At 60.7% G+C, this 26,769-nt stretch carries 30 protein-coding genes; 16 read left to right on the forward strand and 14 right to left on the reverse strand.

Annotated features, from left to right (window positions below; translation table 11 throughout):
• Both FHP24_RS23300 and FHP24_RS23305 read left to right on the forward strand, forming a co-directional pair.
• A partial coding sequence (locus FHP24_RS23300) for an electron transfer flavoprotein subunit alpha/FixB family protein (protein WP_139678646.1) occupies window positions 1–581 on the forward strand: 581 nt, incomplete at its 5' end.
• A gap of 151 nt (window positions 582–732) precedes the next feature.
• The gene (locus FHP24_RS23305) at window positions 733–1,608 is read left to right on the forward strand and encodes a 3-hydroxybutyryl-CoA dehydrogenase (protein ID WP_139678647.1); all 876 of its coding nucleotides are present in this window, start codon (window positions 733–735) and stop codon (window positions 1,606–1,608) included.
• A 3-nt stretch (window positions 1,609–1,611) separates the two neighbouring features.
• Here the strand turns inward: FHP24_RS23305 and FHP24_RS23310 are convergent, their stop codons facing one another.
• From FHP24_RS23310 to tlpA, 3 genes are all read right to left on the reverse strand, one after another.
• Window positions 1,612–2,010, reverse strand: a complete 399-nt coding sequence (locus FHP24_RS23310) for a type II toxin-antitoxin system VapC family toxin (protein WP_139678648.1) — start codon at window positions 2,008–2,010, stop codon at window positions 1,612–1,614.
• Window positions 2,010–2,252 (reverse strand): type II toxin-antitoxin system VapB family antitoxin, encoded by a 243-nt coding sequence (locus FHP24_RS23315; protein WP_139678649.1) that lies wholly within the window; start codon window positions 2,250–2,252, stop codon window positions 2,010–2,012. The genes FHP24_RS23310 and FHP24_RS23315 overlap by 1 nt, the downstream gene beginning before the upstream one ends.
• 72 nt (window positions 2,253–2,324) lie before the next feature.
• Complete coding sequence (tlpA, locus tag FHP24_RS23320; protein ID WP_139678650.1) at window positions 2,325–2,993, reverse strand: thiol:disulfide interchange protein TlpA; 669 nt, start codon at window positions 2,991–2,993, stop codon at window positions 2,325–2,327.
• 24 nt (window positions 2,994–3,017) lie between these two features.
• Between tlpA and argH the strand changes: the two genes are divergently transcribed.
• The 4 genes from argH to FHP24_RS23340 all read left to right on the forward strand — a co-directional run bounded on the left by argH (window position 3,018) and on the right by FHP24_RS23340 (window position 8,913).
• A complete protein-coding gene (gene argH, locus FHP24_RS23325) occupies window positions 3,018–4,418 on the forward strand; it encodes an argininosuccinate lyase (protein WP_139678651.1) in 1,401 nt (466 codons plus the stop codon).
• Window positions 4,419–4,532: 114 nt separating this feature from the next.
• Window positions 4,533–4,730: an LPS translocon maturation chaperone LptM gene (gene lptM, locus FHP24_RS23330; RefSeq protein ID WP_139678652.1), complete on the forward strand. Its 198-nt coding sequence runs from the start codon at window positions 4,533–4,535 to the stop codon at window positions 4,728–4,730.
• 15 nt (window positions 4,731–4,745) lie between these two features.
• Window positions 4,746–6,014, forward strand: coding sequence for a diaminopimelate decarboxylase (gene lysA / locus FHP24_RS23335; RefSeq protein ID WP_139678653.1), 1,269 nt, complete (start codon window positions 4,746–4,748; stop codon window positions 6,012–6,014).
• A 157-nt stretch (window positions 6,015–6,171) separates the two neighbouring features.
• On the forward strand, window positions 6,172–8,913 hold the full coding sequence (locus tag FHP24_RS23340; protein WP_139678654.1) for a TIGR02302 family protein: 2,742 nt from the start codon (window positions 6,172–6,174) through the stop codon (window positions 8,911–8,913).
• Window positions 8,914–9,129: 216 nt separating this feature from the next.
• Here the strand turns inward: FHP24_RS23340 and FHP24_RS23345 are convergent, their stop codons facing one another.
• From FHP24_RS23345 to FHP24_RS23355, 3 genes are all read right to left on the reverse strand, one after another.
• Complete coding sequence (locus FHP24_RS23345) at window positions 9,130–9,507, reverse strand: response regulator (RefSeq protein ID WP_139678655.1); 378 nt, start codon at window positions 9,505–9,507, stop codon at window positions 9,130–9,132.
• A gap of 150 nt (window positions 9,508–9,657) precedes the next feature.
• A complete protein-coding gene (gene hpt, locus FHP24_RS23350) occupies window positions 9,658–10,200 on the reverse strand; it encodes a hypoxanthine phosphoribosyltransferase (protein ID WP_139678656.1) in 543 nt (180 codons plus the stop codon).
• Between the two features lie 66 nt (window positions 10,201–10,266).
• Complete coding sequence (locus FHP24_RS23355) at window positions 10,267–10,953, reverse strand: hypothetical protein (protein ID WP_139678657.1); 687 nt, start codon at window positions 10,951–10,953, stop codon at window positions 10,267–10,269.
• A gap of 214 nt (window positions 10,954–11,167) precedes the next feature.
• Here FHP24_RS23355 and ftsE point away from each other — a divergent pair, with 214 nt between their 5' ends.
• From ftsE to FHP24_RS23375, 4 genes are all read left to right on the forward strand, one after another.
• Window positions 11,168–11,827, forward strand: coding sequence for a cell division ATP-binding protein FtsE (gene ftsE / locus FHP24_RS23360; protein WP_139678658.1), 660 nt, complete (start codon window positions 11,168–11,170; stop codon window positions 11,825–11,827).
• 85 nt (window positions 11,828–11,912) lie between these two features.
• Complete coding sequence (locus tag FHP24_RS23365) at window positions 11,913–12,866, forward strand: cell division protein FtsX (RefSeq protein ID WP_139678917.1); 954 nt, start codon at window positions 11,913–11,915, stop codon at window positions 12,864–12,866.
• Between the two features lie 67 nt (window positions 12,867–12,933).
• Window positions 12,934–13,665, forward strand: coding sequence for a YdcF family protein (locus FHP24_RS23370; protein WP_139678659.1), 732 nt, complete (start codon window positions 12,934–12,936; stop codon window positions 13,663–13,665).
• A gap of 70 nt (window positions 13,666–13,735) precedes the next feature.
• Window positions 13,736–14,527, forward strand: coding sequence for a lysophospholipid acyltransferase family protein (locus FHP24_RS23375; protein ID WP_139678660.1), 792 nt, complete (start codon window positions 13,736–13,738; stop codon window positions 14,525–14,527).
• Here the strand turns inward: FHP24_RS23375 and FHP24_RS23380 are convergent.
• Complete coding sequence (locus FHP24_RS23380) at window positions 14,512–15,051, reverse strand: gamma-glutamylcyclotransferase (RefSeq protein ID WP_139678661.1); 540 nt, start codon at window positions 15,049–15,051, stop codon at window positions 14,512–14,514. The two genes, FHP24_RS23375 and FHP24_RS23380, sit on opposite strands and share 16 nt — an antisense overlap.
• A 52-nt stretch (window positions 15,052–15,103) precedes the next feature.
• Between FHP24_RS23380 and FHP24_RS23385 the strand changes: the two genes are divergently transcribed.
• A complete protein-coding gene (locus FHP24_RS23385; protein ID WP_139678662.1) occupies window positions 15,104–16,108 on the forward strand; it encodes a DUF2125 domain-containing protein in 1,005 nt (334 codons plus the stop codon).
• Between the two features lie 69 nt (window positions 16,109–16,177).
• On the opposite strand, the gene FHP24_RS23390 is transcribed toward FHP24_RS23385, so the two are convergent.
• Together FHP24_RS23390 and hisC are read right to left on the reverse strand one after the other, a co-directional pair.
• Window positions 16,178–17,107, reverse strand: coding sequence for a prephenate/arogenate dehydrogenase family protein (locus FHP24_RS23390; RefSeq protein WP_139678663.1), 930 nt, complete (start codon window positions 17,105–17,107; stop codon window positions 16,178–16,180).
• Window positions 17,107–18,213, reverse strand: a complete 1,107-nt coding sequence (hisC, locus tag FHP24_RS23395; protein ID WP_139678664.1) for a histidinol-phosphate transaminase — start codon at window positions 18,211–18,213, stop codon at window positions 17,107–17,109. The genes FHP24_RS23390 and hisC overlap by 1 nt, the downstream gene beginning before the upstream one ends.
• Before the next feature lie 82 nt (window positions 18,214–18,295).
• Between hisC and FHP24_RS23400 the strand changes: the two genes are divergently transcribed.
• Window positions 18,296–18,784, forward strand: a complete 489-nt coding sequence (locus FHP24_RS23400) for a nuclear transport factor 2 family protein (RefSeq protein WP_180356105.1) — start codon at window positions 18,296–18,298, stop codon at window positions 18,782–18,784.
• Here FHP24_RS23400 and FHP24_RS23405 read toward each other — a convergent pair.
• On the reverse strand, window positions 18,775–19,524 hold the full coding sequence (locus tag FHP24_RS23405) for a class I SAM-dependent methyltransferase (RefSeq protein ID WP_139678666.1): 750 nt from the start codon (window positions 19,522–19,524) through the stop codon (window positions 18,775–18,777). The two genes, FHP24_RS23400 and FHP24_RS23405, sit on opposite strands and share 10 nt — an antisense overlap.
• An 89-nt stretch (window positions 19,525–19,613) precedes the next feature.
• Between FHP24_RS23405 and gloB the strand changes: the two genes are divergently transcribed.
• Both gloB and FHP24_RS23415 read left to right on the forward strand, forming a co-directional pair.
• Window positions 19,614–20,384 (forward strand): hydroxyacylglutathione hydrolase, encoded by a 771-nt coding sequence (gloB, locus tag FHP24_RS23410; RefSeq protein ID WP_139678667.1) that lies wholly within the window; start codon window positions 19,614–19,616, stop codon window positions 20,382–20,384.
• Window positions 20,385–20,392: 8 nt separating this feature from the next.
• Entirely contained in the window at window positions 20,393–20,815 is a 423-nt protein-coding gene (locus tag FHP24_RS23415; protein ID WP_139678918.1) for a cupin domain-containing protein, read from the forward strand.
• 2 nt (window positions 20,816–20,817) lie between these two features.
• Here FHP24_RS23415 and yddG read toward each other — a convergent pair whose 3' ends face one another.
• Both yddG and FHP24_RS23425 read right to left on the reverse strand, forming a co-directional pair.
• Entirely contained in the window at window positions 20,818–21,705 is an 888-nt protein-coding gene (gene yddG, locus FHP24_RS23420) for an aromatic amino acid exporter YddG (protein ID WP_139678668.1), read from the reverse strand.
• A 56-nt stretch (window positions 21,706–21,761) separates the two neighbouring features.
• Window positions 21,762–22,532, reverse strand: a complete 771-nt coding sequence (locus tag FHP24_RS23425) for a DUF3108 domain-containing protein (protein WP_139678669.1) — start codon at window positions 22,530–22,532, stop codon at window positions 21,762–21,764.
• 242 nt (window positions 22,533–22,774) lie between these two features.
• On the opposite strand from FHP24_RS23425, the gene rpmB reads away from it, so the two are divergent.
• Both rpmB and FHP24_RS23435 read left to right on the forward strand, forming a co-directional pair.
• A complete protein-coding gene (gene rpmB / locus FHP24_RS23430) occupies window positions 22,775–23,065 on the forward strand; it encodes a 50S ribosomal protein L28 (RefSeq protein ID WP_139678670.1) in 291 nt (96 codons plus the stop codon).
• A 110-nt stretch (window positions 23,066–23,175) separates the two neighbouring features.
• A complete protein-coding gene (locus FHP24_RS23435; protein WP_139678671.1) occupies window positions 23,176–23,814 on the forward strand; it encodes a queuosine precursor transporter in 639 nt (212 codons plus the stop codon).
• Window positions 23,815–23,846: 32 nt separating this feature from the next.
• On the opposite strand, the gene FHP24_RS23440 is transcribed toward FHP24_RS23435, so the two are convergent.
• Both FHP24_RS23440 and cobT read right to left on the reverse strand, forming a co-directional pair.
• A complete protein-coding gene (locus FHP24_RS23440; RefSeq protein WP_139678919.1) occupies window positions 23,847–24,788 on the reverse strand; it encodes an esterase-like activity of phytase family protein in 942 nt (313 codons plus the stop codon).
• 53 nt (window positions 24,789–24,841) lie between these two features.
• The gene (cobT, locus tag FHP24_RS23445) at window positions 24,842–26,752 is read right to left on the reverse strand and encodes a cobaltochelatase subunit CobT (RefSeq protein WP_139678672.1); all 1,911 of its coding nucleotides are present in this window, start codon (window positions 26,750–26,752) and stop codon (window positions 24,842–24,844) included.
• Between the last annotated feature and the right edge of the window lie 17 nt (window positions 26,753–26,769).

Consider the following 26,769-nt stretch of genomic DNA (forward strand, 5'->3'; position numbering starts at 1 on the left):
TCGTCTCGGCCGACACGTTCAAGCGGCCGATCTATGCTGGCAACGCCATCCAAACCGTACAGTCGAGCGATGCCAAAAAGGTCATCACCGTGCGTACGGCATCCTTCGCCGCCGCCGGTGAAGGTGGCTCGGCTTCGGTCGAGGCCGTTTCGGCAGTCGGCAATCCGGGCGTTTCGAGCTTCGTCTCGGATGCGCTTGCTTCGTCGGAACGTCCGGAACTGACCTCTGCCAAGATCATCATTTCCGGTGGCCGCGCACTCGGTTCTTCGGAAAAGTTCAACGAGGTCATCCTTCCCGTTGCCGACAAGCTCGGTGCTGCCGTCGGCGCGTCGCGTGCGGCGGTGGATGCGGGTTACGCTCCCAACGACTGGCAGGTCGGACAGACCGGCAAGGTCGTTGCGCCGCAGCTCTATATTGCCGTCGGCATTTCGGGTGCGATCCAGCATCTGGCCGGCATGAAGGACTCGAAGGTCATCGTCGCCATCAACAAGGACGAGGAAGCCCCGATCTTCCAGGTCGCGGACTACGGTCTCGTCGGCGATCTCTTCGACATCCTGCCGAAGCTCGAAAAGGCGCTCTAACAGCGCGCACCTTCTCGCATCGGCGAAAAAAGCTGGCAAAATGATGGCCAGGCGAATAGAAAATGCCGGACCGCGATAAGCGGCCCGGCATTTTTCAAATAAAGAGCGCACGCGACAAGTGTGACCCAGCCTTAGGGACGGAGTGAGCGTTATGGCCTTAAACAATATCGGCATCGTCGGCGCAGGTCAGATGGGCTGCGGCATCGCGCATGTTTCCTCCCTCGCAGGCTACAAGGTGCAAATCTACGACCTTGATCCCGACCGTGTTCAGGCAGCGCTCGCAACGATCAACGGGACGCTCTCCCGCCTAGTCTCGGGTGGCAAGATTTCCGAAAAGGAGCGTAACGACGCCCTTTCGAAAATCTCCGGCTCGGCCGACGTAAACGATCTGGCGGCGATGGACATCGTTATCGAGGCGGCCACCGAAGACGAAAGCGTCAAGCGCAAGATCTATGCGCATGTTTGTCCGGTGCTGAAGCCCGAAGCGCTGCTGGCAACCAACACCTCGTCTCTCTCCATCACCCGCCTGGCGTCCGCGACCGACCGCCCCGAGCGTTTCATGGGCATTCACTTCATGAACCCGGTTCCGGTGATGAAGCTGGTCGAACTGGTGCGCGGCATCGCCACCGACGAACCCACATTCCGGGCGGCCAAGGAATTCGTCGCATCCCTCGACAAGGCCGTGACCGTGTCCGAGGATTTTCCGGCCTTTATCGTCAACCGTATCCTTCTGCCGATGATCAACGAAGCGATCTACACGCTTTACGAAGGCGTCGGCTCGGTGGACGCGATCGACACGGCCATGCGGCTTGGCGCCAACCACCCGATGGGTCCGCTGCAGCTGGCGGATTTCATCGGACTGGATACCTGCCTGTCGATCATGCAGGTTCTTTACGATGGACTGGCGGATTCGAAATACCGCCCCTGCCCGCTTCTGGTAAAATACGTCGAAGCCGGCTGGCTCGGCCGCAAATCCGGCCGCGGATTTTACGATTACCGCGGTGATGTTCCAGTTCCGACGCGGTAATTCTCAAGCCTTCGCAATGTCGGCGTGGGAAAAATCATTGCCCTTGAACATCAGGGGCACGTTATGAATTTTCGCGCAGGCGTAAGACATGCAATCCGCCAGATTGAGCTGAGCCGGGTGGCCGCGGCCTTTGCCATATCTGGCGAACGCCGCGACAGCTTCTGTTGCGACCAGACCATCGATCGAAACCACATCTATTTCAGCCGCGACAAGCACATCCCGGATACGCGTCTCGACCGCTACAGGATCGATATCCAGCATCGTGGCGAGCCGCATTGAAGCTTCTAGAATGACAAGCCCGGATGTCGTACATCCGGCCGATTGTTCGATGCGCTGCGCATATTCCGCGGCATCCGCTTCGTCTGCAAGAAGAGCGACAATCACCGAAGTATCGATAAACATCAGGGCTGGCCCCACATGCCATCGACTTCGTCCTTGCTGACAGCACGCCCTTTCGGCCCCGCCTCTGCTTTCAGATCCGTTGCGATATCGGCAATCCGCGTAGAAAGCGGTGCCTTGGCAGTTTCGCGTCGCAATTCTTCTTCCAGAGCCTGGATCACGGCGGCCGTCATCGTAACATTGCGCTTCTTGGCAAGTTGTTCGGCAAGTTCGCGGGCTCGTTCATCGCGAATTTGTAATGTCATGAATCCACTCCACCAGATATGGCTCCATAATATCATTGCAGATGATCATCGTCATCCATACAATAGCAGGGATTACGACCCCTTCGCCGCAGTGATAAGCGCCTTGGCATCCTCGCTGTCCCAGGCTGCCGGGCCGTTCATCGAGCCGATGAGGCAACCTTTTTTGTCGAGGATCAGAGTTGCCGGCAGGCCGAAGGCAAGGCCTTCCTTCTTCAGCGCATTGAATACGCCCATCGAACTGTCGCGGTAGAAACCGAGCTTGTCGATCTTGTAGTCCTCGAAAAAACTCCTGGGCTTCTGGTCGCTGCCGGTATCGATGTTGACCGCCACCACCTCGAAATCATTGCCGCCGAGAGAAGTCTGCAAAGCATTGAGCGCCGGCATCTCTTCACGGCAGGGCACGCACCATGTGGCCCAGAGGTTTAGAAGCACTGTCTTCCCGGCAAAATCGGTGGTTTTCAGATCCCGGCCATCCCGCCCCTTGAACACCAGGTCGAGAGGACGCGGCGGCTGTGCAGACGCCATCGCCGCCACCTCGCCCTTCGAGAAGGCCGAGACCGACTTCGCCAGTTCCGCGGCGCCGTCACACTGCCCGGCAGAGGCCGTCAGTTGTCCGTCCATGCCATTGCCAGACCCCATGCTCGTCACGTATACCGCCACGGCGCCGGCGAAAATCCCGAGAACGGCGGCAATCACGATCAATTTGGCGGACGGGAGACCAAGCGGTCTTTTGGGCGTCATCATTTAACTCCAGGACTAAGCATCATGGCCGATACGAAGGACGCGACCTCTTCCAATCAGATGTGGGGCGGACGCTTCGCTTCCGGGCCGGACGCGATCATGGAGGAGATAAATGCCTCGATCGGTTTCGACAAGAAGCTCTTCGCCCAGGACATCCGGGGTTCCATCGCGCATGCGACCATGCTCGCCGAAAAAGGCATCATTTCGCACCAAGATAAAGGCAAGATCGTCGAAGGTCTGAACACGATCATGTCAGAGATCGAGAGCGGCCGGTTTGAATTCTCCAGGCAGCTCGAAGACATCCACATGAACATCGAGGCGCGGCTTAGCGTCTTGATCGGTCCCGCCGCCGGCCGCCTGCATACCGCCCGCTCGCGCAACGACCAGGTGGCGCTCGATTTCCGCCTCTGGGTGAAGGAAGAGCTGGTCAAGACGGAAGCCATGCTGACCGCTCTTATCGCCGCCTTCCTCGACCGTGCTGAAGAACATGCCGAAACGGTCATGCCGGGCTTCACCCATCTGCAGACGGCCCAGCCAGTCACTTTCGGCCATCACTGCATGGCCTATGTCGAAATGTTCGGTCGTGACCGCGCCCGCGTGCGCCACGCGATCGACCATCTCGACGAAAGCCCGATCGGCGCCGCAGCGCTTGCCGGCACCGGCTTCCCGATCGACCGCCACATGACCGCGAAGGCGCTGGGTTTCCGCGAACCGACCCGCAACTCGATCGACACCGTGTCCGACCGCGATTTCGCGCTGGAATTCCTCTCGGTTGCCGCGATCTGCGCCATGCACCTGTCGCGTCTGGCCGAAGAGATCGTGTTGTGGTCGACGCCGCAATTTGGCTTCGTGCGCCTGTCGGACGCGTTTTCGACCGGCTCCTCGATCATGCCGCAGAAAAAGAACCCGGATGCCGCCGAACTGGTGCGCGCCAAGACCGGCCGCATCAACGGTTCGCTGGTGGCGCTGCTGACGATCATGAAGGGCCTGCCGCTCGCCTATTCCAAGGACATGCAGGAAGACAAGGAACAGGTCTTCGACGCTGCCGAAAACCTCGAACTGGCGATTGCCGCGATGACCGGCATGATGCGCGACATGACCATCCGCACCGATCGCATGCGCGCCGCCGCCGGCTCCGGTTATTCGACCGCGACCGATCTGGCCGACTGGCTGGTGCGTGAGGCGGGCCTTCCCTTCCGTGACGCCCATCACGCCACCGGTCATGCCGTAGCGCTGGCGGAAAAGAAGGGCTGCGAGCTGGCCGAACTGTCGCTGGAAGAGCTGCAGGCGATCAATCCGGCGATCACGCAGAATGTCTTCGACGTTCTGACCGTCGATGCCTCCGTCGCCAGCCGCCAGAGCTTTGGCGGCACGGCACCGTCCGAGGTCAGAAAGCAGATCGCCTACTGGCGCAACAGGAACTGAGCCACCACATCTGGCAACGCTGCCAGATGCAGGAATAATCACTGCACAAGCGCGCGGAACTTCGCTATGAAAGTTTCGCCGCCTGTCAGCATCCGTGCCGGAGAAGAGAAAAGAATGTCGAAGTCGCTGGTCAAATTTGCCCGCATCACCTTTGCGCTGAGCCTTGCCGGCGTCGTTGTCGTCGGCTGCGGCCGCAAGGGCGATCTTGACCGCCCGAGCACGCCGGTGGAACAGCAGAACGTTCGCAAATCGGACGCAGCCAAGAAAGACCCGGTCGCCGAGCGTCCCTTCATCCTCGACAAGCTTCTGTAATTTCCGAGACCTGACGTGAACCATTTCCAGTATATCGACGGCGTGCTGCACGCCGAAAACGTTGCCATTCCGGCTATCGCCAAGGCTGTCGGAACGCCTTTCTATGTCTATTCGACCGCGACGCTGGAACGCCATTACAAGGTGTTCGCCGCAGCCTTCGCCGATGTCGATGCCATGGTGTGCTACGCGATGAAGGCGAATTCCAACCAGGCTGTGCTGAAGACGCTCGGCCGGCTTGGCGCCGGCGTCGATGTCGTTTCGGGCGGCGAGCTGCGCCGTGCGCTGGCCGCCGGTATTCCTGCCAGCCGCATCATGTTTTCCGGTGTCGGCAAGACGGTTGCCGAGATGGATCTTGCGCTCGAAGCCGGCATCTATTGCTTCAACGTCGAATCCGAACCGGAACTGGAAGTGCTGAACCTTCGCGCCATCAAGGCCGGGAAAAAGGCACACGTCTCCTTCCGCATCAACCCGGATGTAGACGCTGGCACCCATGCCAAGATTTCGACCGGCAAGAAGGAAAACAAGTTCGGCATCGCCTATGAGCGTGCCCGCGATGCCTATGCCCATGCAGCGACACTTCCCGGCATCGACGTTACCGGCATCGACATGCATATCGGCAGCCAGATCATCGAACTGGAGCCTTTCGAGCACGCATTCCGTCTGCTGCGCGAACTCGTAGATAGCCTGCGCGCCGACGGCCACCGTATCGACCATGTCGATATCGGTGGCGGCCTCGGCATCCCCTACAAGGACGACAACACGCCCCCGCCGTTGCCGGACGCCTATGCCGAAACGGTCAAGCGCCAGCTGCGCTCGCTGAACTGCAAGATCGTCACCGAACCGGGCCGCCTGATCGTCGGCAATGCCGGTATCCTCGTCACCGAGGTCATCTACGTGAAGGATGCCGGGGAAAAGACCTTCGTCATCGTCGATGGCGCGATGAACGACCTGATCCGCCCGACGCTGTACGAAGCCTATCATATGATCCGCCCGGTCGTTGTGCCGGCAGCCGATGCACCGCGTATCAAAGGCGACGTCGTAGGCCCGGTCTGCGAGACTGGCGATTATCTGGCGCTCGATCGTGAAATGGCAGAACCGAAGCCGGGCGACCTGATCGCGGTTGCCTCTGCCGGCGCTTACGGGGCAGTTCAGGCGGGAACCTACAATTCCCGTCTTCTGGTGCCGGAAGTTCTGGTCAAGGGTTCGGAATTCCACGTCATCCGTCCGCGTGGCAGCTATGACGAGCTTATCGGCCTCGATTCCGTGCCGGCCTGGCTTGGCTGACGCCCGAATGCGCGCCCGGATGCGTATTTGACGCGACATTCACTTTTGCGGGAAACTGCCTAAAATATGGGGGCCGGCACATGCCTGCCCTCGTCTTCGCCACAAAGACTGTTATCTTAGGAGCTTGTTTGCGCCGCCACGATCGGAGACGGACCGCATGAGCTCTACCCGCAAAGGTGCCTTCGAGACGCATCCCACGCTTGCCCGCAGGGTGGCCTTGAAGCGTTCCTTCGCGCGGATCGTGCTGTTTTTCGAGCGCATCCTGCCCCTGGCACTGGCACCGGCCGGCATTGTCGCCCTGTTTTTCTCCGCCTCATGGTTCGGGATTTTCCGCCTGTCGCCGGACTGGCTGCGCTGGATCCTGCTCACCGTCTTCCTTTTCGGTCTGCTCGCCACTCTCCTGCCTTTTGCGCGCATTCGCTGGCCGAGCGCCAACGAAGCGGACCGTCTTCTCGAAGATCGCAACAACCTGCCCCACCAGCCGGTCGGCGTGCAGGAGGACGAACCTGCATTCGAAACGCCCTTCTCCCGCGCGCTGTGGAAGGAACACCAGATCCGCATGGCCGAGCGGATCGCCGCACTCGACGCGGGCATGCCGCAGCCGGATATCGCCAAACATGACCGTTTTGGCCTGCGCGCCATCCCGGCGCTCATTTTCACGGTTGCGCTTGCTTTTTCCTTCTCCAACAATGGCGGCACATTGGGCGATGCTTTCGTACCCGCACCGCCGGCCCCCAGCATCAATCCGGACCTGCGCATCGACGCATGGCTGACCCCTCCCTCCTATACCGGCCGGGCGCCGGTGTTCCTCACCGGGCAGCAGGCGCAGAACAATAGCGGCACTGTCTCCATTCCGCAGAACTCCGCGCTGACTGTGCGCGTGACCGGCGGTGAGGGCGAGGAGGCCGTGGTTTTCACCGCCACTGCCAACAAACAGGATGTCACGCTTCAGACCGAGGAAGCAAAGGCTGCCGCCAAGAAGGCCGCAGAGCAGGCCCAGAATGCGGCGCAGGCGCCATCCGCCCAGTCCCCGGCGCCTCAACCACCGGCTAGCCAGACGCCACCAAGCGGCAACCAGCCCCTTGCCCCGCGCACCTATGCCATGTCGGTCGGCGAAAGCGGCAATCTTTCCGTCAACGGCCAGAGTTGGACCTTCAACGTCATTCCCGACCGCCCGCCGGAAATCGCCTTCGAAGGCCAACCGAAACGTTCGGTCAACGGCGCGCTGGAAATCGGCTTCCGGGCCAAGGACGACTACGGCATTCGCGAGGCCCATGCGCTGATCGAGCCCGCAGGCCCGCAGGATCCGGCCGCAACCCCGCTTTATCCCTTGCCCGAATACAGGCTCGACCTTCCGCGGCAGACCAAGGGCCAGGAGGCCAAGGGCCTGACCAGCCGCAGCCTGATCGAGCATCCGCTTGCCGGAAAGCGCGTCCGTGTGACGCTGGTGGCAACCGATGGCGCCGGCCAGACGGGCCGCAGTCCCGTCCATGAAATGATCCTGCCCGGCCGCGGTTTTTCCGAACCTCTGGCCGCAGCTGTTGCTGAACAGCGGCAGGTCTTTGCGCTCGACACCCGCCAGATGCCCAAGGCAATCGCCCTGAACGAGGCACTGACCATTCGGCCGGACGAAACGACCCCCAATCTCGCGCATTTCCTGCTGATCGAATCCGCGCGTGGACGCATGAAGCTTGCCCGCAACGAAGAGCAGCTGAAGGAAACCGCCGACTATCTGTGGGAAATCGCGCTTGGCATCGAGGATGGCGACCTGTCGCTGGCCGAACGCCGCCTGCGTGATGCGCAGCGCAATCTTTCGGAAGCGCTGCAGAACGGTGCCAATGATCAGGAGATCGCGCGCCTGATGCAGGAAATGCGCGATGCGATGCAGGAATACATGAAGGAACTGGCCCAGCGCATGCAGAACGCGCCGCGTGCTCAGCAGAACATGCAGGCGCAGAACGTCATCCGCCAGCGCGACCTGCAGAACATGATGGACCAGATCGAAAATCTGGCCCGTTCCGGCAACCGTGACGCCGCCCAGCAGATGCTGAGCGAGCTGCAGCGCATGATGAACAACCTGCAGGCCGGTCGCCCGCAGCGCGGCCAGCAAGGGCAGCAACAGCAGCAGAACAGCCAAATGCGCCAGCAGATCGACAAGCTCGGCGAGATCATGCAGGAGCAGCAGCGGTTGATGGACCAGACCTTCAAACTGGATCAGGCGCTTCGCGACCGCATGCAACGCGGCGATCCCGACCAGCAGGGCGAAGGCGAGCAGCAGCAATCACAGCAGGGCCAGCAGGGGCAACAACAGCAAGGCCAGGGCCAGCAAGGCCAGGGCCAGCAGGGTCAGCAGAATACCGATCAGATGACGGCAGAGCAGCTGCGCGAGGCGCTGAAGAACCTGCGCGCCCAGCAGGAAGGTCTCGGCAAGAAGCTGGGTGAACTTCAGCAGGGCCTGAAGGATCTCGGCATGCAGCCGGGCGAAGGTTTCGGTCAGGCGGAGCGCGAAATGGGTGGTGCCGGCAAGGCGCTCGGCCAGGGCCAGGGCGAACAGGCGGTTCAGGGTCAGGGCAATGCGCTCAATGCCTTGCGCCAGGGCGCCCAGAACATGATGCAGCAGATGATGCAGGCCATGCAGGGCCAAGGTCAGGGGCAGGAAGGCCAGCAGAATGGCGAGGGCGAAGGCATGGCCAACCAGGGCGGCCAGAACGGCCGTGACCCGCTCGGACGCCCCCGCGCAACCTCAGGCCCCGACTTCGGCGATCAGGTGAAAGTGCCGGACGAGATCGACGTCCAGCGCGCGCGTGAAATCCTCGACGCCATCCGCGAGAAACTCGGCGGTGCGCTGTCGGGCGATGCGGAAAGGCAGTATCTGGAACGGTTGCTGGAGATCAGGTGAGGCTGGGAGCGGCTGGTCCCCTCACTTGCGATTTCTAACACTTAGCTGAAGCTAAGATGTTTAAATCGCTTTCTCTCCCACAAGGGGAGAGATGCCGGGGGGGCACCCTGTGTGCTTTACCTCTCCCCTTGTGGGAGAGGTTACAAAATAAAGATCTTAGCCGAAGGCTAAGTCTTAGATTTTGTTGGTGAGGGGATTTTCCTGCAGTCCATATATTCACGCAGCCTGCGACGCAGCTCCGGCAAGCGCCCTTGCCACCGCCTTGCGGATATCCGGCAATGCAAACGGCTTCGGCACGACATCGACGATCTTCGAGGCGAGATCATCGGCGCGTTCCCGCTGCTCGGCATAACCGGTCATCAGCAGGATCTTCATCTCGGGAAAGCGGGCGGCGGCCTGGTGGGCGAGTTCGATCCCGTCCATGACCGGCATGCGGATGTCAGACAGAAGCAGATCGAACGAGCCTTCGTCGAGTCTTTCCAGTCCCTCGGCACCATCACCGGCTTCAAAGGTCTCATGACCGTCGAGACGCAATGCGCGTGCGACGAAGCGGCGGAGAGATTCCTCATCCTCGGTAATCAGGATTCTGGCCATAGCGATCATCGCTCCCTGTGTTTCAATTCGGGAGCAAATGACCAGACTTTCCTTTTCGAGGAGTAAACGACACCCCCCTCGAGGGTTTGGATGGTTAACGCCTTGCGACCGCCAGGGTGCGAATTCCTGCACCCTGATGGTCATCCGGCGTCAGGCATCACCGGTGACGACGCCGACGAAAGGCAGTTCGCGGAAGGCGTAAGCGGCATCCATACCGTAACCGACGACGAAATAGTCGGGGCATTCGAAACCGACATAATCGGCTTCCAGTTCTTCCTTGCGCTTGACGCTTTTGTCGAGCAGCACGGCGATCGTGACGTTGCGTGCGCCGCGCTCATAGAGCAGTTCCTTGGCGAATTTCAGCGTGCGGCCGGATTCGAGAATGTCGTCGATGAGAAGCACATCGCGGCCATGCACGTCGCTGTCGATATCTTTCACGATGCGAACACCCTGCGACACCGTGCCTGTGCCGTAGCTCGACAGGGTGATGAACTCGACTTCCGGGGCAAGGCCCGTCTCATGCAGCGAGCGCAACAGGTCGGCTGCGAAAATGAACGAGCCCTTGAGGATCGCGATGACCAGCAGATCCTTGGTGGGACCGGTTGCGATCTCGGCGGCGATGGCGTGATTGCGCTCCGCAATCTGCTCGGCGGTGAATAGCGGTTCGATCTGCTTGCCGCGCACGACTGGCATGAGGCTCTCCTGCGTGTCTTATCAAAGATAGCCGCGATAGCACGACAGCCCCTGCGAACGAAAGCGCTAGGCGCCGCGCCCGGCCAATGAGAGCCTCAGATCGGGAAGTTTTCCACCGGGATGGGGTACGCGGGCCGAAAAGCCGTAGCTTTCGCGGCCACCGATCTGCGAAGCGGCGGTGGAGATCAAGGTGCTGGCAACCACGGTTTCGCCCGACATGAGCTCTGCCCGTATCGATGGCATGGCAAGGCGGCCCTCGGTGCGGTTCTCGACGATCCCGTTGATCAGCAGCACCCGCATGCCATTGGCGTCCTGCGGGGTCATCGTGACATGGGTGATGTCGATTGCCGGCCCCGGCTCCGCCGATGTCCCGCCGGACAACAGCGAGAAACCGCCGAACAACGTGAACACGGTCACGACAACGCTTGCGACCACCGCGACGAAGGCGTCTGGAGACAGACGCAGCAGCTTTTTCTCGATTGCGCCGGCCATGTCGCTGATCACTATTCCGCGAGGTGCAGCAGCCGCGGCTTTTCGCGGGCGCCGGTCATTGCCGGCAGCATCCGATGTTTCACGCCTGCGGTTTTGGCCATGGACCGGCACGAAATGGGCATCCTCAACTTCGCACAGTCGGGGAAATGGCTTGGGGAAACGGATGACCTTACCCTTGTCATGGTGCTGATCATCCTCGGGCGGGAGGATGTCGATCATCATATCGTCGCGGGCTTTCCGACGGTCCTGGAAGGTGCTCATGGTGCCCTCTCCGCTTGACCTCGCCGGATCGACTTGATCCGGGTCGAAAGGTCTGGCATTGAAACAAACTCTCCCCAGTCGTAAACTGATATGGTTAACGCTTTCCGAATTCGGCCTGAAAATCGCCCTTTTGACTGCTTGATTTACCCTTCGTTTACCCGCGGCGTTAAGAGATAGCCGCTCAAAGCTTCACACAGCCAAGACAAGGTCTCCGGTGATCCATTTCGAAAATGTCGGTCTGCGTTATGGCATGGGCCCGGAAATTCTCCGGGACATGACGTTCGACATTCCCAAGCGGTCCTTCCAGTTCCTCACCGGCCCGTCCGGCGCCGGAAAGACGACCCTGCTTCGGCTGCTGTTCATGTCGCTCAATCCCACCCGCGGCATCATCCGCATGTTCGGACGCGATCTGTCGCAAATCCCGCGCGACGAATTCCCAATGCTGCGCCGCCGCGTCGGCATCGTGTTTCAGGATTTCCGCCTTCTCGACCACCTGACCACCTACGAAAACGTCGCCCTGCCCTTGCGGGTCAGAGGCAAGGACGAGGCGTCCTATCGCAATGATGTGATCGACCTGTTGAAATGGGTAGGCCTCGGCGAGCGGATCAATGTTCTGCCGGCAATCCTGTCCGGCGGGGAAAAGCAGCGTGCCGCGATTGCGCGTGCCCTGATGGACCGCCCGGAGATATTGCTGGCAGACGAACCGACAGGCAATGTCGACCCGCCGATGGCCCGCCGCCTGCTGAGCCTGTTTCTCGAATTGAACCGGTTGGGCACGGCCGTCGTTATCGCCACACACGATCTGGCGCTGATGGACCAAGTCGATGCGCGGCGCATGATCCTGACCGAAGGACGGCTCGACATCTATGAATGAGGCAGGCCGGGTGGGGAAGCCTGAACTTCCCAAGGACGAGACCACGAATACCGAGCGTCAGGACAAGTCCCGACGGCGCACGGAAATGCGTGTCCGCCCCACTGCCCCGATCCTGCCGCCCGCCAATATCCAGGGCAACGCGCTGATGGTCGTCATCGCGATCATGGCCTTCCTTGCCTGTCTCACGCTCGGCGCCGTCAGCATGGTGCGCGCCACGGCAGCCGGCTGGCAGAGCCAGATTTCCCGCGAGATCACCATCCAGATCAAACCGGCCGATGGGCTGGACATGAATGCGGCGCTTGCGAGGGCGCGGGATCTGGCGCTGACATTTGTTGGCACCCGCACGGGCACGATCATGGACGACGCGGCGACGGCGCGACTTCTCGAACCCTGGCTCGGCTCGGACCTGCAACTAGATGACCTGCCGGTGCCTCGCCTCGTGATCATCACCATCGACGAAAGCAATCCACCAGATTTCGACGGGATGCGTGCACTGCTGAAAACGGAAATACCGCAGGCATTTCTGGACGATCACCGCACCTGGGTCGACCGGCTGGTCTCCATGGCCCGCACCACCGTCTGGATCGGAACCGGCGTGCTTATCCTAGTCTTCACAGCGATGATCCTGACCGTGATATTCGCCACGCGGGGGGCACTATCGGGCAACCGGCGTATCGTCGAGGTGCTGCATTTCGTCGGCGCCGAACGCACCTTCGTCGCAAGGGAATTCCAGAAGCATTTTCTCAAGATCAGCCTGAAAGGCTCCGCGGTCGGCGGCGTGCTTGCCGCACTGCTTTTCGCAACGGCCAGCCTCTGGCAGTCAAATTCGCGTGCGACACCGGAAAGTGAGCAGGCAATGGCGCTTTTCGGATCGTTTACGATCGGATGGAGCGGTTACCTCGGTATTTTCGCGACCATGCTGGTCATCGCCCTGCTGACCACCGTGACCGCCCGTTTTACCGTGATGCGGACGATCGATGAAATCGACCTCGTGCGTTCCGATCCGTCCCGCTCCGACGGGCTGCCCGCATCAGGATAGATAGTCATATTATTTGGTAATGTTTCGGGGACTATCCACCGCCTCAATCTGCGATTAATGACGGATCATGAAATTCGGCAAGAGCAATCGCTGGACGCCTGAAGACCGCCCTCCGGGTCGGCCAGATATCGGGCTGTTGTCGCGCCAAAGCGCCTTGCGGCGGTTGGCAAGGCGGCTGATCATGCTGGTCTTTATCTGCGCAGCCATTCTCGGCGGCGGTTTTTTGTGGTTTGCTGATTCGGTCACGTCGCTGCGCGCGCCCGATGGCGTGAAGGCCGATGCCATCGTCGTTCTCACCGGCGGTTATCTTCGCATCGAGCAGGCAGTCGGCCTGTTGCGTGATGGCGCCGGTCAACGGTTGCTGATCTCGGGCGCCCACCCTTCGACCACCCCGACCCAGATCCGCAAGGCTACCCAGGCATCCGCCGATCTGTTCAAATGCTGCGTCGATATCGGTTACGATGCGATCGACACGATCGGCAATGCCAACGAAATCACCCGTTGGATCCATGATCACAATTATCGATCCGTGCTGGTCGTGACCAACAACTACCACATGCTGCGCAGTCTTCACGAGCTACGTCGGGCGGATCCCGCGACCGAATTCATCCCCTACCCGGTCATCAATGCGGATCTGACCCGTCGCGCCTGGTTCGCAGAGCCCGACACGTTGCGCACCATGCTGTCAGAATACGTCAAGGTCGTGCTCGCCTCGTTCCGCGACTGGCTGGGCGTCGCCCGCTGGACCGGGCTTCGGACAGAAGAAGATCCCGCTAAAACTCAAAACTCTTCTCCCTGATCCCCTTTCGAGAACTCTTTTTTCCAGCTGCGATCTCGTGTAGGCAACGCGTATTCAAGAGGAAGCCCACATGCTGCTGTTGCGCTCGGTGCTGTTCAACACCGCTTTCTACACCGATCTCATCGTCCGGATGATCATCTGTTCGCCCTATTATTTCCTGGTGCCACGCAAGGCCGCCTGGCGGGTTCCGAAAGGATGGGCAAAAGCCGTCAACTGGCTGATGAGCAAGATCGTCGGGGCGACTTTCGAGATCGAGGGGCTCGAGAACATTCCTGAAGGCGGCTGCATTTTCGCCCCGAAGCACCAATCGGCATGGGATACGTTCGCACTGCTGCCGCATCAGCGGGATCCGGTCTACATTCTCAAGCGGGAACTGACATGGATCCCGCTGTTCGGCTGGTACATCGCCAAGCAGAAGATGATCCCGGTCAATCGCGGCGCCCGCGGCAAGGTCATGGTCGAGGTGATGAAACGCGCCCAGCAGGAAATGGCCAATGGCCGCCAGCTGATCATCTATCCGGAAGGAACACGCCGCGCCCCTGGCGATGAACCGCAATATCGCTACGGCATTGCCCGCATCTATCGCGACATGCAGGTTCCGGTCGTGCCGGTCGTAGCCCATTGGGGACTGTTCTGGGGCCGCCGCAAGCTGGTGAAATATCCCGGCCACTTCAAGGTCCGCATCCTGCCGGCGATCCAGCCCGGCATGGATCCCGATGCCTTTTACGCCCACCTGATCAAGACGCTGGAAACGGCAAGCGACCAGCTTCTGATCGAGACCATAGAGGCCAACCCGAACCTGCCTTTGCCGCCGACGGCGGCCAAGCGATTGGCGGAGTTGCGGGCTCAGCCTGTGGCCTGAGCCGTTTTCGGCCTGACGGCATCTCCCACCGCCTCCAGCCAGAGGTCACGAATGCCCATCTGCTTCAGCTGGGCAACGGTGTTGAGCACATAGGCGTCGTTCGGTCCTGACTGGCCGTGCGAGCGCAGCACGACGGCAGCGGCCTCTTCCACGCCGAGACTGCCGGCATATTGTTCGTGACGGCGGTCGACCACATAGGTTACCGCCTGCACACGCCGCCCGTCCGACAGGCCGATGGGCAGGAAACGCTCCAAATAGACATTGGTGATGAGTTCCCGCTTGCGCAGATAATCCAGAGCATCGTCCCGGTCCTCATCGGCAACCCTGAACGCCATGCCGCGGCACGATCCGCCCCGGTCGAGACCCATCACGAGGCCCGGATTTTCCACGGTTCCGCGATGCGCCGTGGACCAGATGCAAAGCGACCGGCGAAACCCGTGAACCCGCGCGGCCTGCCGCTCCGCATAGGGAAATCCCGGATTCCACATCAGTGATCCGTAGCCAAAGACCCAAAATTCGTCCATATCGCACGCCATGCCATCGCTTTAGTTTGCGTCGCACAATTGGGAGAACAAGATGGCAGCGTCAAGCCGAACCGGCGTCAGCACCAAATTATGGCTCCTCGCGAGCGCCGTCGTGCTCTTCATAGCGCTCTATACCGCAGGCTGGTTTTATGCCGCATCGATGTTGCGGGAAAGAACGCTGCTTCTCCTCGGCAGCCAGACTGATGCCGGCATCACGGCCTCCTGCGAGAATGCCGAATATCGCGGTTATCCCTTCCGCATCGGGCTTTTCTGCTCGAAGGTCGATGTGGACGACACCGTCAACGGCATATCGGCGAGCTTCGGGACGCTGCGCTCGGCAGCCCAGGTCTATAACCCGAGCCATATCGTCTGGGAGCTCGATGCCCCATCCGAAATCCGCACCGGCCATGGCCTGTCCGTCGCCAGCACTTGGGAAAGTCTGCAATCCAGCCTCGTCACCAAGCTGAAGGGGGTCGAACGCGCCTCCATGGTCATCCAGAAGCCGAAGACGACCATCGCCTCCTCCGCCAGCGGACAGGCTTTCGATATTACGGCCGACCAGTCGGAAATCTATCTGCGCCAGAACGGCGAAGACCTCGACGCCGCAATCGAGCTGCAGAATGCGACCACGACCGCCAAGGGCCTGCCGCAGCTTCTGCCGGCGACCAACACCAGCATCGACGTGACGCTGAAAGGCCGCGCCGGCGTTCTGGATGGAAGCGACAGCAGCGGGCTTGCCCTGCAGGGTTCCGAAGGCGACCTGCGCGAATTCAAGGCCGACCTCGGACAAGGTCAGGTCCTGACGCTATCAGGCCCGTTCTCCTTCGACGACAGGGGGCGCCTGTCGGGCAAGCTGAAACTCAGGATCGAGGACATTCCGGCCTGGCAGAACAGCCTGAGCCGCGCATTTCCGGATCTCGAATCGACCATCGGCACAGCGGCGAACATGCTGCAGGCGCTCGGCGGCGGAGCCAAAGCTTCGCTCGACATCACCATCCGTCGCGGCAAGGTGTTTGCCGGCGGCCTGATCCCGATCGGCGAAATCCCGCCGATCTAAGCGATCGCAGCAAAAGTGTGCAGCGGTTTTGCGTCCGCAATCGCGCGAAACAAAATGGCTTCGCTATCTTTACTTCTTGGCATCCAGCGAATGGCGGCCGAAGTCGGGCGCATCCACATCCTGTCCGGCCTCGACGATCGAACGGCGGATCGTACGGGTGCGGGTAAAGAGTTCGAACAGCTTGTCGCCCTCGCCCCAGCGGATCGCCCGCTGCAGATAGGCAAGGTCTTCGGAAAACCGCGCCAGCATTTCAAGGATCGCATCCTTGTTATGCAGGCAGATATCGCGCCACATGGTCGGGTCGGATGCGGCCAGTCGGGTGAAATCGCGGAAACCGGAAGCCGAATATTTGATCACTTCCGCGTCCGTCACCGTCTCCAGATCGTCGGCCGTACCGACGATATTGTAGGCGATGATATGCGGCAGGTGGGAGACGATCGCCAGCACCTTGTCGTGGTGCTGCGGATCCATGTCGTCCACCCGCGAACCGAGCGCCATCCAGAAGGTTTTCAACCTGTCGAGTGCAACGGGATCGGTATCCGGCAGCGGCGTGAAAATGCACCAGCGGTCACGAAACAGCCCGGCGAAACCGGCATCCGGCCCCGACTTCTCCGTACCGGCCAACGGATGGCCCGGAATAAAATGCACGTTGTCCGGCATATGCGGCGCCATCTGCGCGATGACGGACGCCTTTGTCGAACCGACATCGGTGACGATCGCGCCGGGCTTCAGTGAGCCGGCGATCTGCTTCGCAACAGCTTCGGACGCACCGACCGGAACGGAAACGATGACGAGATCCGCATCCTTTACGGCATCGGCCGCCGACGCTGTGTACTCGGTGCCGAGTTCGAGTTCTTCCGCGCGCTTGAGCGTTTCCTCGCTGCGCGTCGACACGACAACATGTTTCGCGAGACCAAGCTGCTTGACGTCGCGGGCGATCGACGAGCCGATCAGGCCGATGCCGATCAGCGCGATCCGCTCGAAATGTCCGTCTGTCATTATGTCCGTCCCATGAACTCGCCGAGCGATTCGATCACGCCGCGGTTTGCCTCTTCCGAACCGACCGTCATGCGCAGCGCATTCGGCAGGCCGTAGCCTTTCACCATGCGCAGGATGTAGCCCCGGCTGGTCAGGAATTCATCGGCATCCGGCGCACGCTTGCCGTCAATGTCGGGGAAGTGGATCAGCACGAAGTTCGTGACCGAAGGCGTGACCTTGAGACCGATCGTCTCGAACGCGTGAACCAGCTTGTCCTTCCAGAGCAGATTATGCTCGATCGCCCCGTCGACAAAATTCTGGTCGCGGATGGCGGCGGCACCGGCGGCAATTGCCGGTGCGTTCATGTTGAACGGGCCGCGCACCCGGTTCAATGCATCCAGAATACCGGCCGGGCCATACATCCAGCCGATACGCAGCGCAGCTAGGCCATAGACCTTAGAGAAGGTGCGGCACATCACGACATTCTTGCTCGACGAGACAAGCTCGATACCGGCCTCGTAGTCGTTCTTGCGGACATATTCGGCATAGGCCGCATCGAGAACGAGGATGACGTTCTTCGGCAATTCGGCATGCAGACGGCGGATATCCGCGACCGGGACATAGGTGCCTGTCGGATTGCCCGGATTGGCGATGAAGACGAGCTTGGTCTTTTCCGTCACGGCCGCGAGGATCGCGTCGACGTCGACAGTGTAGTCCTTCTCGGGCACTTCGATTGCCGCAGCACCAGCACCCATGATCTGGATCTTGTAGACGAGGAACCCATGCTGGGTGATGATCGCCTCGTCACCTGCACCGAGATAGACGTGGCAAAGCAAGCCGAGAAGCTCGTCGGAACCGTTTCCGCACATGATATTGGCGACGTTCAGCCCGTGTACGGAAGCGATCGCCTCACGCAGCACAAGCGCCTGACCGTCGGGATAAAGTTCGAGATGGCCGGCCGACTGGCGGAAAGCCTCGATCGCCTTGGGGCTGGCGCCAAGCGGCGTTTCGTTGGAGGAAAGCTTGAACACGCGCGCGACGCCGGGAGCATGTTCCTTGCCGGGCACATAGGCGGCGATATCCAGAATGCCTGGACGCGGAACGGGCTCACTCACAACGATGCTCATCGGATCAACCTTCTTGGAAATGCCTGCTCTGACAGGAGATGTGAGAGGGATTAAAGCGCAAAACGATCCTTGTCGAGAGCAAGTGTCGGAACGATCGGCAGCAAACCGTCTTTCAGAAGACCGCATCGCAAAGGAGGAGATTATCGGGACCGGAGACCACGACGATATCAGAGCCCTGCTGGAAGACTGGATCAAGGCTTTGAGGGAGAAGGATGCGGACGGAATGATTAGCTGTCAGTCCGCGACGATCCGGCAATTTACCCTTGCCCCTCCTTTGCAGGAGACGGGAAACGACAGGGCCGGCCTTCAAGCCTGGTTCGACACCTGGGATGGACCACTGGAATTCGAGATCCGCGACACGGACCTGCGACTGGGTGGCGACATCGCCTGGTGTTCGGCGTTTGCATGGCTGGCCGGTACCAAGAAGGACGGGCAGAAGAGCCGTTTCTGGTTCAGGCTGACCGTCGCCTTCGCCCGTGAGGACGGACGCTGGCTGATCGTCCACACGCATGAATCCGTGCCCTTCGCGATGGAAGGACAACCGCTGGCAATCTTCGACCTTCAGCCCTGATTATGGTCGCGCGTGGTGCGCACGCCTTGAGGCGCCATAACCGGCACGAAGACACGGCGCGAGGCGCGGGCGGCGACCGGCAGGCCTTGATAAAGCCGCTTCTGCGCCTCGATGACGATGACGCCTGAAAAAACCGGCCAGAACCGCCGACCCAACCGCTCGAAAACATGCCGCATCCTCAGCACCGCACGGACTTTCGATGGCGGAAAAAACAATGCCTCTGCCGAGGCTCCGGGCGTAAAATTCGCCTCGCGCAACAATGTCGTCAACTGGCCACGCGAATAGGGGCGCCCAGAGCCGAAGGGCGTATGCTCCATGCGCGCCCAGACGCCACGCCGGTTGGGAACGACGATGACCAGCCGCCCGCCGGGGGCAAGTACGCGCCAGATCTCCTTCAGGCTCTCGCGCGGATTTTCGGCAAATTCCAGCGAATGCACCATCAGCACCCGATCGACCGAACTGTCCGGCAGCGGCAGTTCCTCGTCGAACACGAGCGCGGTTGAGGAAAGCTCGCCGACCGGCCAGTTCACCGCGCCCTGCCCCGCCGGCATGAAGGCGAAGGTGCGTTCCGTATCGGTGCGGAAACGATCGAGATAGGGCACCGCATACCCCAGGCCGACCAGACGTTCCTCCGGCAGCCGCGCCCAGAGCGAGGAAAGCGCCATCGCAACGGACTGCTCCGCCAGACGGCCGAGCGAAGAATGATAAAACTCACGAAGATCGACAATATCGACGGACAAAATGAAAATGCTCGTGTTCGGTGGTTGGACTGGGACTTGCCTCTCTCTACATTGTTCCGCAAGACGCATTGAGCAATAGGTGTATTCCGATGAAGCCTTTGGAAATCGAAGTTTTTTCCTGCAGGAGCGATAATTACGGCGTTCTGGTGCACGAACCTGAAAGCGGATTGACGGTATCGATCGATGCGCCGGAGGAGAAGACGATCGTCGAGGCGGCCAACCGCCGCGGCTGGAAACTCACCCACATCTTCACCACCCACCACCACACGGACCACGTGGAAGCCAATCTGGCGCTTAAAGAGCGTTTCGGGCTGGAGATCATCGGACCGGTGAACGAGGCGGTCGCGATACCGGGCCTCGACAGAAGCGTGGCCGACGGCGATGAATTCCAGTTCGGTGAACATCTGGTCCGCGTCATCGAAACGCCCGGCCATACCGCCGGCCACATCTGCTTCCATTTCCCCGACGATAAAATCCTGTTTTCCGCCGATACGTTGTTTGCGCTTGGTTGCGGACGCCTGTTCGAACGCCCGGCCGCCGACATGTGGCATTCGCTGCAGAAACTGGCGGGCCTGCCCGACGAAACAGCGATCTATTTCGGCCACGAATATACGCTGTCCAACGCTCGTTTCGCGCTGACGATCGATCCCGACAACGAGCCTTTGAAACGCCGCGCCGCCCAGATCGAAGAACTGCGCGCCGAGGGAAAATTCACCATTCCAACGATGATGGGGTTGGAAAAGGAGACCAACCCTTTCCTGCGCGCCAAGGATCCGGCCATTCGCCGCAATCTGCTGATGGAGGGCAAGACGAACGAAGAGGTCTTCGCCGAAATCCGCAAGCGCAAGGATAATTTTTGATGCACGGCATGACGGCTGAAGACATCATCACCACGCTCGGCATGCAGAAGCACCCGGAAGGTGGCTGGTATGTCGAAAGTTTTCGCGACGAAAGTGGCGCACCGCGCGGCCATTCCACCGCAATCTATTACATGCTGCAGGCCGGCGAACGGTCGCAGTGGCATCGGGTCGTCGACGCCGCCGAAGTCTGGCACTTCTACGCCGGCGCCCCGATGCTGCTGAAGATTTCCAGAGGCGGCGACATCGAGACGATGAGGCTTGGCACAGATCTGTCCGCCGGCCAGCGTCCGCAGGCAGTCGTGCCGGCAAACGCATGGCAGGCGGCCGAATCGCTCGGTTCGTTTACGTTGGTCGGCTGCACCGTGGCGCCCGGCTTTGATTTCGCCAGTTTCGAAGTTGCGCCGCCGGACTGGAACCCGACGCACGCGTAACCTTATTCAGCCGGCGATTCAGCCTTACGCGCCGGCTTGATCATCTCCTTTGCCGCCAGCGCCGCACCGCCGGTGATCAACACGCAGGCAACGAGAATCCGCCAACTCGGCTCCGCAAAACCGCTGAAGAGTAGGATGAGCGTTGACAGCAACGGTGCCGCGTAACTCGCGGCGCCGATCACTTGGATATCGCCGTTCTTGACGCCGTAGTCCCACGCATAGAAGGCTGCACCCACCGGCAACAGGCCGAGGCCGACGACAGCCATCCACTCGGTCCCGTCGGCCGGCCAGACGGTCGTCTCCAGCGCCAGATGGCAGATAAGCGACAGAAGCGATGTCGCGAGGCAGAACCCCGTCACAACATCCGTCGATACCCGGTCGAAACTGCGCGTCAGAAGCGAATAGCCCGACCATGTGAAGGCGCAGAGCAGAGCCGCGCCATAACCCAGCAGATAGGACTGGTCGAAGGACACGCCGTTGCGCGAGATGATCGCGACCGTGCCGCATAGCCCGGCCAGCGCTCCGGCGACGTGATACCAGCGCAGTCTTTCGCCCGGCAGCAACGCGGATCCGACCACGATCAGCAGCGGCCAGAGATAGGCGATCAGCCCCGCCTCGACAGCCGGCGCATTCCGAAGCGCGGTGAAATAGAGGAAATGGTAGCCAAACAGACCAGCAATCCCGATGATCCACACCTTTGCCGGCTGTTTCAGCAGCCTGATACGCTGAGGTCTGAACGCAAGCAGTATCAATCCCGGCAGGCTGCCGATCGCGAATGTCATCGCATTCATCTGGAAAGGCGGAACGCTACCCGAAGCGGCCGTCATGAGCGCCAGCAGCGACCACATCAGGATCGCCGTGAAGCCGATCAAAGTACCCTTAATTTTCAAGCAAGGCCCCTCTTATGTATTTTTGGGCCTACTCTTCTCGCGCCGGGCTTCGCGCGTCAACCGCCGTATCGGGCAGCCGTTATATAGAGCGGTCCCATTCTCGTCGGGATACGAGCGTAGATGGGCGCATAGACATTCGATCCGTCAGCCTTGGCGAACCACACTTCCATCGGGGTCTTCTGCAGATATTCGATATCATCACGTCCCTTGCGGTAACCGGATTTCGGCTGGTAACGGACCGTGCAGACGATCGCCTCACCCTTGAAGCCCTTCGTCTCGTAAGGCTTCGTTCCCTCTCGTTTCAGCAACAGATCCATCCGCGATTCCCCGTCATAGACAGGGACCCGGCTCGGGCAGACCGTCGCACCCTCGGGGAAAATCAGCCCGCTCAGGGGATCGAGCACCGAACGCAGGTCCTGCGGCGTGACCGGTATCCAGTTTTCCGCCTTGCGGCGAGGCGCCGGCGTGATCGTCGTGTCCGTCACATTGCCGTTGGTGTAGACGACATCGTAGATCCGCGTCCGTTTTCCCAGCTTGTAGACCAGATTGTACCGGTCGGCCTGCAGCCGATCACCTGCGATCCGCCCCGCCACGTTGGTTTCGGCAGACACTTTCTTGATGATGTTGACGATGCCGCCGGATTTGAAGATGCCGTTGATCTTGTAGCCGTTGCCGTCGAACTCGCTGGAGAAGCTTGCCGTGCCGATCGGCAGGATGCCGAGGGTTATGTCGTAGTCGGTGACATGTTTATCGGCGGACAGGGCGGGCGTGGCGCTTGAGGCGAAGAGAAAAACAACTCCCGCAAGCGGGCGGAGAAATGAAAACATGGTTTGCCTGCACGGGTTTGAGAATTCCAATGATGCGATATAAGAGGCGCATCATGGCAAGAAAATAGCCAAGCTTGCAGTTAGCTGCGGTGCAAAGCTATCCGATAGCCAAGGTTTTGGCTTGACGTACCGAGCCTCACTGACTATAGAACCGCAACTTTCCAATCAGGACCAGTTGGATCGGCGCGCCGGACATTGTCTGGATGACCATCCGATTGCAGAAGAAAACAAAGGTGAATGCCATGTCTCGTGTATGCGAACTGACCGGCAAGGGCGTAATGACCGGCAACAACGTCAGCCATGCCAACAACCGGACCCGTCGTCGGTTCCTGCCGAACCTGTGCCAGGTCACGCTGATCTCCGACGCTCTCGGCCAGCGCTTCCGTCTGCGCGTTTCCGCGCACGCTCTCCGCTCGGTTGAACACCGCGGTGGCCTCGATGCCTTCCTCTTGAAGTCCGACGAGACCGAACTGTCGATGCGCGCTCGTCTGCTGCGTCGCCAGATCGCCAAGAAGACTGCAGAAGCCGCTTAATAGCGCTTCCAAATACTTCACCGGCTTTGGAGAAGGCTTGACCGGATAATACCGGGCAGGCCTTTTCTCTTGGGCTTTCCGCAACTGGTGGCATACCCCAGGATAAAAAAATGCAAGTAGCACGTTATACCCTTATCTACTCTCTCGCGATGGCAGCCATTGTCGTTGCCTCCAACATCCTCGTCCAGTTCCACCTGACCGGAACTCTGTGGGGCATCGCGCTCGGCGATATTCTCACCTGGGGCGCCTTCACCTATCCCGTCGCTTTTCTCGTGACCGACCTTGCCAACCGCCAGTTCGGCCCGGCCATCGCCCGCCGCATCGTGTTCGTCGGGTTTGTCGTCGGTGTCGCCCTGTCGTTCTGGCTGTCGGAACCGCGCATTGCGATCGCCTCGGGCACTGCCTTCCTGATCGGCCAGCTTCTCGACATCTCGGTCTTCAACGAACTGCGTCGCAAGGCGTGGTGGAAGGCACCGCTCGCGGCCTCGATGATCGGCACGGTGCTCGATACCGTATTGTTCTTCTCGCTGGCCTTTTCGCCGCTCTTTGCCTTCATCGGCCCCAACCTGGATTTCGCCGTGGCACCTGCCCCGATCCTTGGTGTTCTGGCAACGGAAGCCCCGCGCTGGATTTCCTGGGCGCTGGGTGACCTCGTGGTCAAGGTCGTGGTCGGCGTGGTTCTGCTGTTACCCTACGGCGCGCTGATGAACGTGCTGAAGCCGATGCCGCAGGCGGCAAAGACGGCCTGACAGACCAGAAAGGGAGCCGGCGGCTCCCTTTTTTACTGGTTGAGCTTGAACTCCAGCATCACATTGCGCTGGAGAAAAAGTCCATTGTCATCTGAGACGACAATTAGATGCGGACTGCCATCCGGTCCCGCAACCACATCGATGCCTTCCATATTGTCGATCGCATGGTCCGACCCGACATCGATCAGCACCTCGCCATCGACCACCGCGCCCGGACGGATATCCGCGCCCTTGATGCGTCTTATCTTCATCCCCATCCCGCCGATGAAGCTGAAGCGGCGCTCCAGAAGCAGCAGGTCGCCGTCGGCTAAGAAAGCACCATCTGTCGCGTCATAGGGATCATGGCGCACAACGGTGAATTCCCCCTTCAACGGACCATCGACGATGGCTGCAAGCAGATTGCCCGCCTCGTCCCGGCTACTCTCCGCGATAGCCACGAGACCGCCCTGTAGCGAGCTGGAAGATGGCGATGCGACAAGAGTTTCGATCCCTGCGTTTCGTCGAAGCTCATGTCGAGGGATGAGGAAATTCACGTTGCGCGAAGGCTTCGCAACTTCGAAGCCGGGATCCGGGTAGGCATCGACCCTGTGCTGCTGTTCGAAACTGACAAAGGCCTCGCCATCCCGCAACGCCAACCCTTCCGCATCCGCGGCGGCCTTGGAGCCGGCGCGGCCATTGCGCATGAGGATGGGGCTGACAGCGACACCGGAGAGCCCAGACAGCCTGCCTGACGCATCCCGCGCGATCTGCCCGGTCAGCCACTCGCCCGTATCGAGAACGGAGACGAAATGTGTGCCATCCGGACGAAACCGGATGCTGGACAGTGACTGGACGCGACTGTCATCGGAGCGGAACTCGATGCCGCCGATAAATTCCAGCGGCCCGAAAACCGTCTGATCCGATCCCGGCTTGAACTGCGAGATAGGCTTTGCCGTGATCTGCACCGCAGTCTGGGCAAAAGTAGCGACCGGCATCGTCACGAGGACGACACCGGCCAGAAGAAGGCGGGATAATTTCAACGGAGACCTCAACCGGCCCGACGCATACGGCCGCCACGAGAAGAGCGACCGCCGGCAGCCTTGTCGGCAAACAACTCGGCAAGCTGCTCGGTCATCGCACCGGCAAGTTCGTCGGCATCGACGATCGTCACGGCATTGCGATAATAACGCGTCACGTCATGGCCGATGCCGATCGCCAGCAGTTCCACCGGTGACTTGGTCTCGATCTGCTCGATCACGGCACGCAAATGCCGCTCGAGATAATTGCCCGGATTGACCGACAGCGTCGAATCGTCGACCGGCGCACCGTCCGAGATCATCATCAGGATCTTGCGCTGCTCCGGCCGGTTGATCAGGCGCTGATGCGCCCACATCAGGGCCTCACCGTCGATGTTTTCCTTGAGCAGCCCTTCGCGCATCATCAGGCCGAGGTTGCGGCGTGAACGACGCCATGGCGCGTCGGCCGACTTGTAGATGATGTGGCGCAGATCATTGAGACGGCCGGGCGCTGCGGGCTTGCCGCTTGCCAGCCAGTTCTCGCGCGCCTGCCCGCCCTTCCACGCCTTGGTGGTAAAGCCGAGGATTTCGACCTTGACGCCGCAACGCTCCAGCGTGCGCGCCAGAATGTCGGCGCAGGAGGCGGCAACCGTGATCGGCCGACCGCGCATCGAACCGGAATTGTCGATGACCAAAGTCACGACCGTATCGCGGAACTGGGTGTCGCGTTCCTTCTTGAAGGACAGCGGCTGCATCGGGTCGATGATCAGGCGCACCAGGCGGGCCGGATCGAGATACCCCTCTTCCAGGTCGAAATCCCAGGAGCGGTTCTGCTGCGCCATCAGGCGGCGCTGAAGACGGTTGGCAAGACGCCCGACGGCACCCTGCAGATGCGCAAGCTGCTTGTCGAGGAAAGCTCGCAACCGGTCGAGTTCCGCTTCGTCGCAAAGCTCCTCGGCAGTGATCTCCTCGTCGAATTCCTCCGTGAAGATGTGGTAATCCACCTTCTCGTTGAAATCATCGAACGGACTGTTCGGGCGGCGGGTTTCGCCGGGCGTTTCGGAATGGTCATCGGCTTCGTCGGACATTTCATCGTCCGACATTTCGGCGCCATCCATCTCGCCTTCGTCCATCTCCTCGTCGGCCGCATCGCTCTGCTCGGCGGGGGCCGCGTCGGATCCAGCTTCTTCCTCGACCTCTTCGTTCTCGGTCTCGCCGCTGCTCGGCTGCTCTTCCTCGCTCTGGTTCTCGATCTCTTCCGGCTCGTTATCGTCGTTTGCCAGATCCTCGGCCATTTGCATGGACGACAGCATGTGGCGGACGAGCTTGGCGAAGGCCTGCTGGTCCTCGATCACGTTTTTCAGGTTGTCGAGATCGCCGGTCGCCTTGTCCTCGATGAACGGGCGCCACAGATCGAGCACCTTGCCGGCGCTTGCCGGCGGCTTCTGGCCGGTCAGCTTTTCGCGCACCAGCATGGCCATGGCCTCACCGATCGGCGCTTCTTCCTGCCGCTCGATGCCGGAAAAATTCGCCTTGGCGTATTTTTCTTCCTGCACCGACTGGAGGTTGGCGGCGACGCCTGCCATGCGCAGTGCACCGATCGATTCGACCCGCGCCTGCTCGACCGCATCGAAGACGGCGCGGGCATCCGAACCCTGCGGCGCAAGGTTGGCGTGAACATTGGTATCATGGCAGGCGATACGCAGAGCCATGGAATCGCCCAGGCCCCGCGTCACGGCGAGTTCATGCGCCGTGGGTCGCTTGGAGATTTCCGGCAGTCGGATACGCTCGCCCGCGAGCCCCGGACGTTCGTTGGCGAAGGAAACCTCCACCTCGCCATTGCCCGCGATCGACCGCACGCAGCCGGTTATCGCCCGCCGCATCGGTTCGGTATCGACCGGACCGGCGGGCTTTCCCTTGGAATTGTCTCCGCGACCTGCCATCGGCTTCGCTTCCTGTC

Source organism: Aliirhizobium smilacinae (assembly GCF_006335145.1).
Classification (GTDB): Bacteria; Pseudomonadota; Alphaproteobacteria; order Rhizobiales; family Rhizobiaceae; genus Neorhizobium; species Neorhizobium smilacinae.

What these genes read in the sequence shown, in the direction of transcription:
- FHP24_RS23305 (WP_139678647.1), top strand. Translation starts at nt 733, where the DNA reads ATGGCCTTAAACAATATCGGCATCGTCGGCGCAGGTCAGATGGGCTGC.
- FHP24_RS23310 (WP_139678648.1), bottom strand. Translation starts at nt 2,010, where the DNA reads ATGTTTATCGATACTTCGGTGATTGTCGCTCTTCTTGCAGACGAAGCG.
- FHP24_RS23315 (WP_139678649.1), bottom strand. Translation starts at nt 2,252, where the DNA reads ATGACATTACAAATTCGCGATGAACGAGCCCGCGAACTTGCCGAACAA.
- tlpA (WP_139678650.1), bottom strand. Translation starts at nt 2,993, where the DNA reads ATGACGCCCAAAAGACCGCTTGGTCTCCCGTCCGCCAAATTGATCGTG.
- argH (WP_139678651.1), top strand. Translation starts at nt 3,018, where the DNA reads ATGGCCGATACGAAGGACGCGACCTCTTCCAATCAGATGTGGGGCGGA.
- lptM (WP_139678652.1), top strand. Translation starts at nt 4,533, where the DNA reads ATGTCGAAGTCGCTGGTCAAATTTGCCCGCATCACCTTTGCGCTGAGC.
- FHP24_RS23340 (WP_139678654.1), top strand. Translation starts at nt 6,172, where the DNA reads ATGAGCTCTACCCGCAAAGGTGCCTTCGAGACGCATCCCACGCTTGCC.
- FHP24_RS23345 (WP_139678655.1), bottom strand. Translation starts at nt 9,507, where the DNA reads ATGGCCAGAATCCTGATTACCGAGGATGAGGAATCTCTCCGCCGCTTC.
- hpt (WP_139678656.1), bottom strand. Translation starts at nt 10,200, where the DNA reads ATGCCAGTCGTGCGCGGCAAGCAGATCGAACCGCTATTCACCGCCGAG.
- FHP24_RS23355 (WP_139678657.1), bottom strand. Translation starts at nt 10,953, where the DNA reads ATGAGCACCTTCCAGGACCGTCGGAAAGCCCGCGACGATATGATGATC.
- FHP24_RS23365 (WP_139678917.1), top strand. Translation starts at nt 11,913, where the DNA reads ATGCGTGTCCGCCCCACTGCCCCGATCCTGCCGCCCGCCAATATCCAG.
- FHP24_RS23370 (WP_139678659.1), top strand. Translation starts at nt 12,934, where the DNA reads ATGAAATTCGGCAAGAGCAATCGCTGGACGCCTGAAGACCGCCCTCCG.
- FHP24_RS23375 (WP_139678660.1), top strand. Translation starts at nt 13,736, where the DNA reads ATGCTGCTGTTGCGCTCGGTGCTGTTCAACACCGCTTTCTACACCGAT.
- FHP24_RS23380 (WP_139678661.1), bottom strand. Translation starts at nt 15,051, where the DNA reads ATGGACGAATTTTGGGTCTTTGGCTACGGATCACTGATGTGGAATCCG.
- FHP24_RS23385 (WP_139678662.1), top strand. Translation starts at nt 15,104, where the DNA reads ATGGCAGCGTCAAGCCGAACCGGCGTCAGCACCAAATTATGGCTCCTC.
- FHP24_RS23390 (WP_139678663.1), bottom strand. Translation starts at nt 17,107, where the DNA reads ATGACAGACGGACATTTCGAGCGGATCGCGCTGATCGGCATCGGCCTG.
- hisC (WP_139678664.1), bottom strand. Translation starts at nt 18,213, where the DNA reads ATGAGCATCGTTGTGAGTGAGCCCGTTCCGCGTCCAGGCATTCTGGAT.
- gloB (WP_139678667.1), top strand. Translation starts at nt 19,614, where the DNA reads ATGAAGCCTTTGGAAATCGAAGTTTTTTCCTGCAGGAGCGATAATTAC.
- FHP24_RS23415 (WP_139678918.1), top strand. Translation starts at nt 20,393, where the DNA reads ATGACGGCTGAAGACATCATCACCACGCTCGGCATGCAGAAGCACCCG.
- FHP24_RS23425 (WP_139678669.1), bottom strand. Translation starts at nt 22,532, where the DNA reads ATGTTTTCATTTCTCCGCCCGCTTGCGGGAGTTGTTTTTCTCTTCGCC.
- rpmB (WP_139678670.1), top strand. Translation starts at nt 22,775, where the DNA reads ATGTCTCGTGTATGCGAACTGACCGGCAAGGGCGTAATGACCGGCAAC.
- FHP24_RS23435 (WP_139678671.1), top strand. Translation starts at nt 23,176, where the DNA reads ATGCAAGTAGCACGTTATACCCTTATCTACTCTCTCGCGATGGCAGCC.
- FHP24_RS23440 (WP_139678919.1), bottom strand. Translation starts at nt 24,788, where the DNA reads ATGCCGGTCGCTACTTTTGCCCAGACTGCGGTGCAGATCACGGCAAAG.
- cobT (WP_139678672.1), bottom strand. Translation starts at nt 26,752, where the DNA reads ATGGCAGGTCGCGGAGACAATTCCAAGGGAAAGCCCGCCGGTCCGGTC.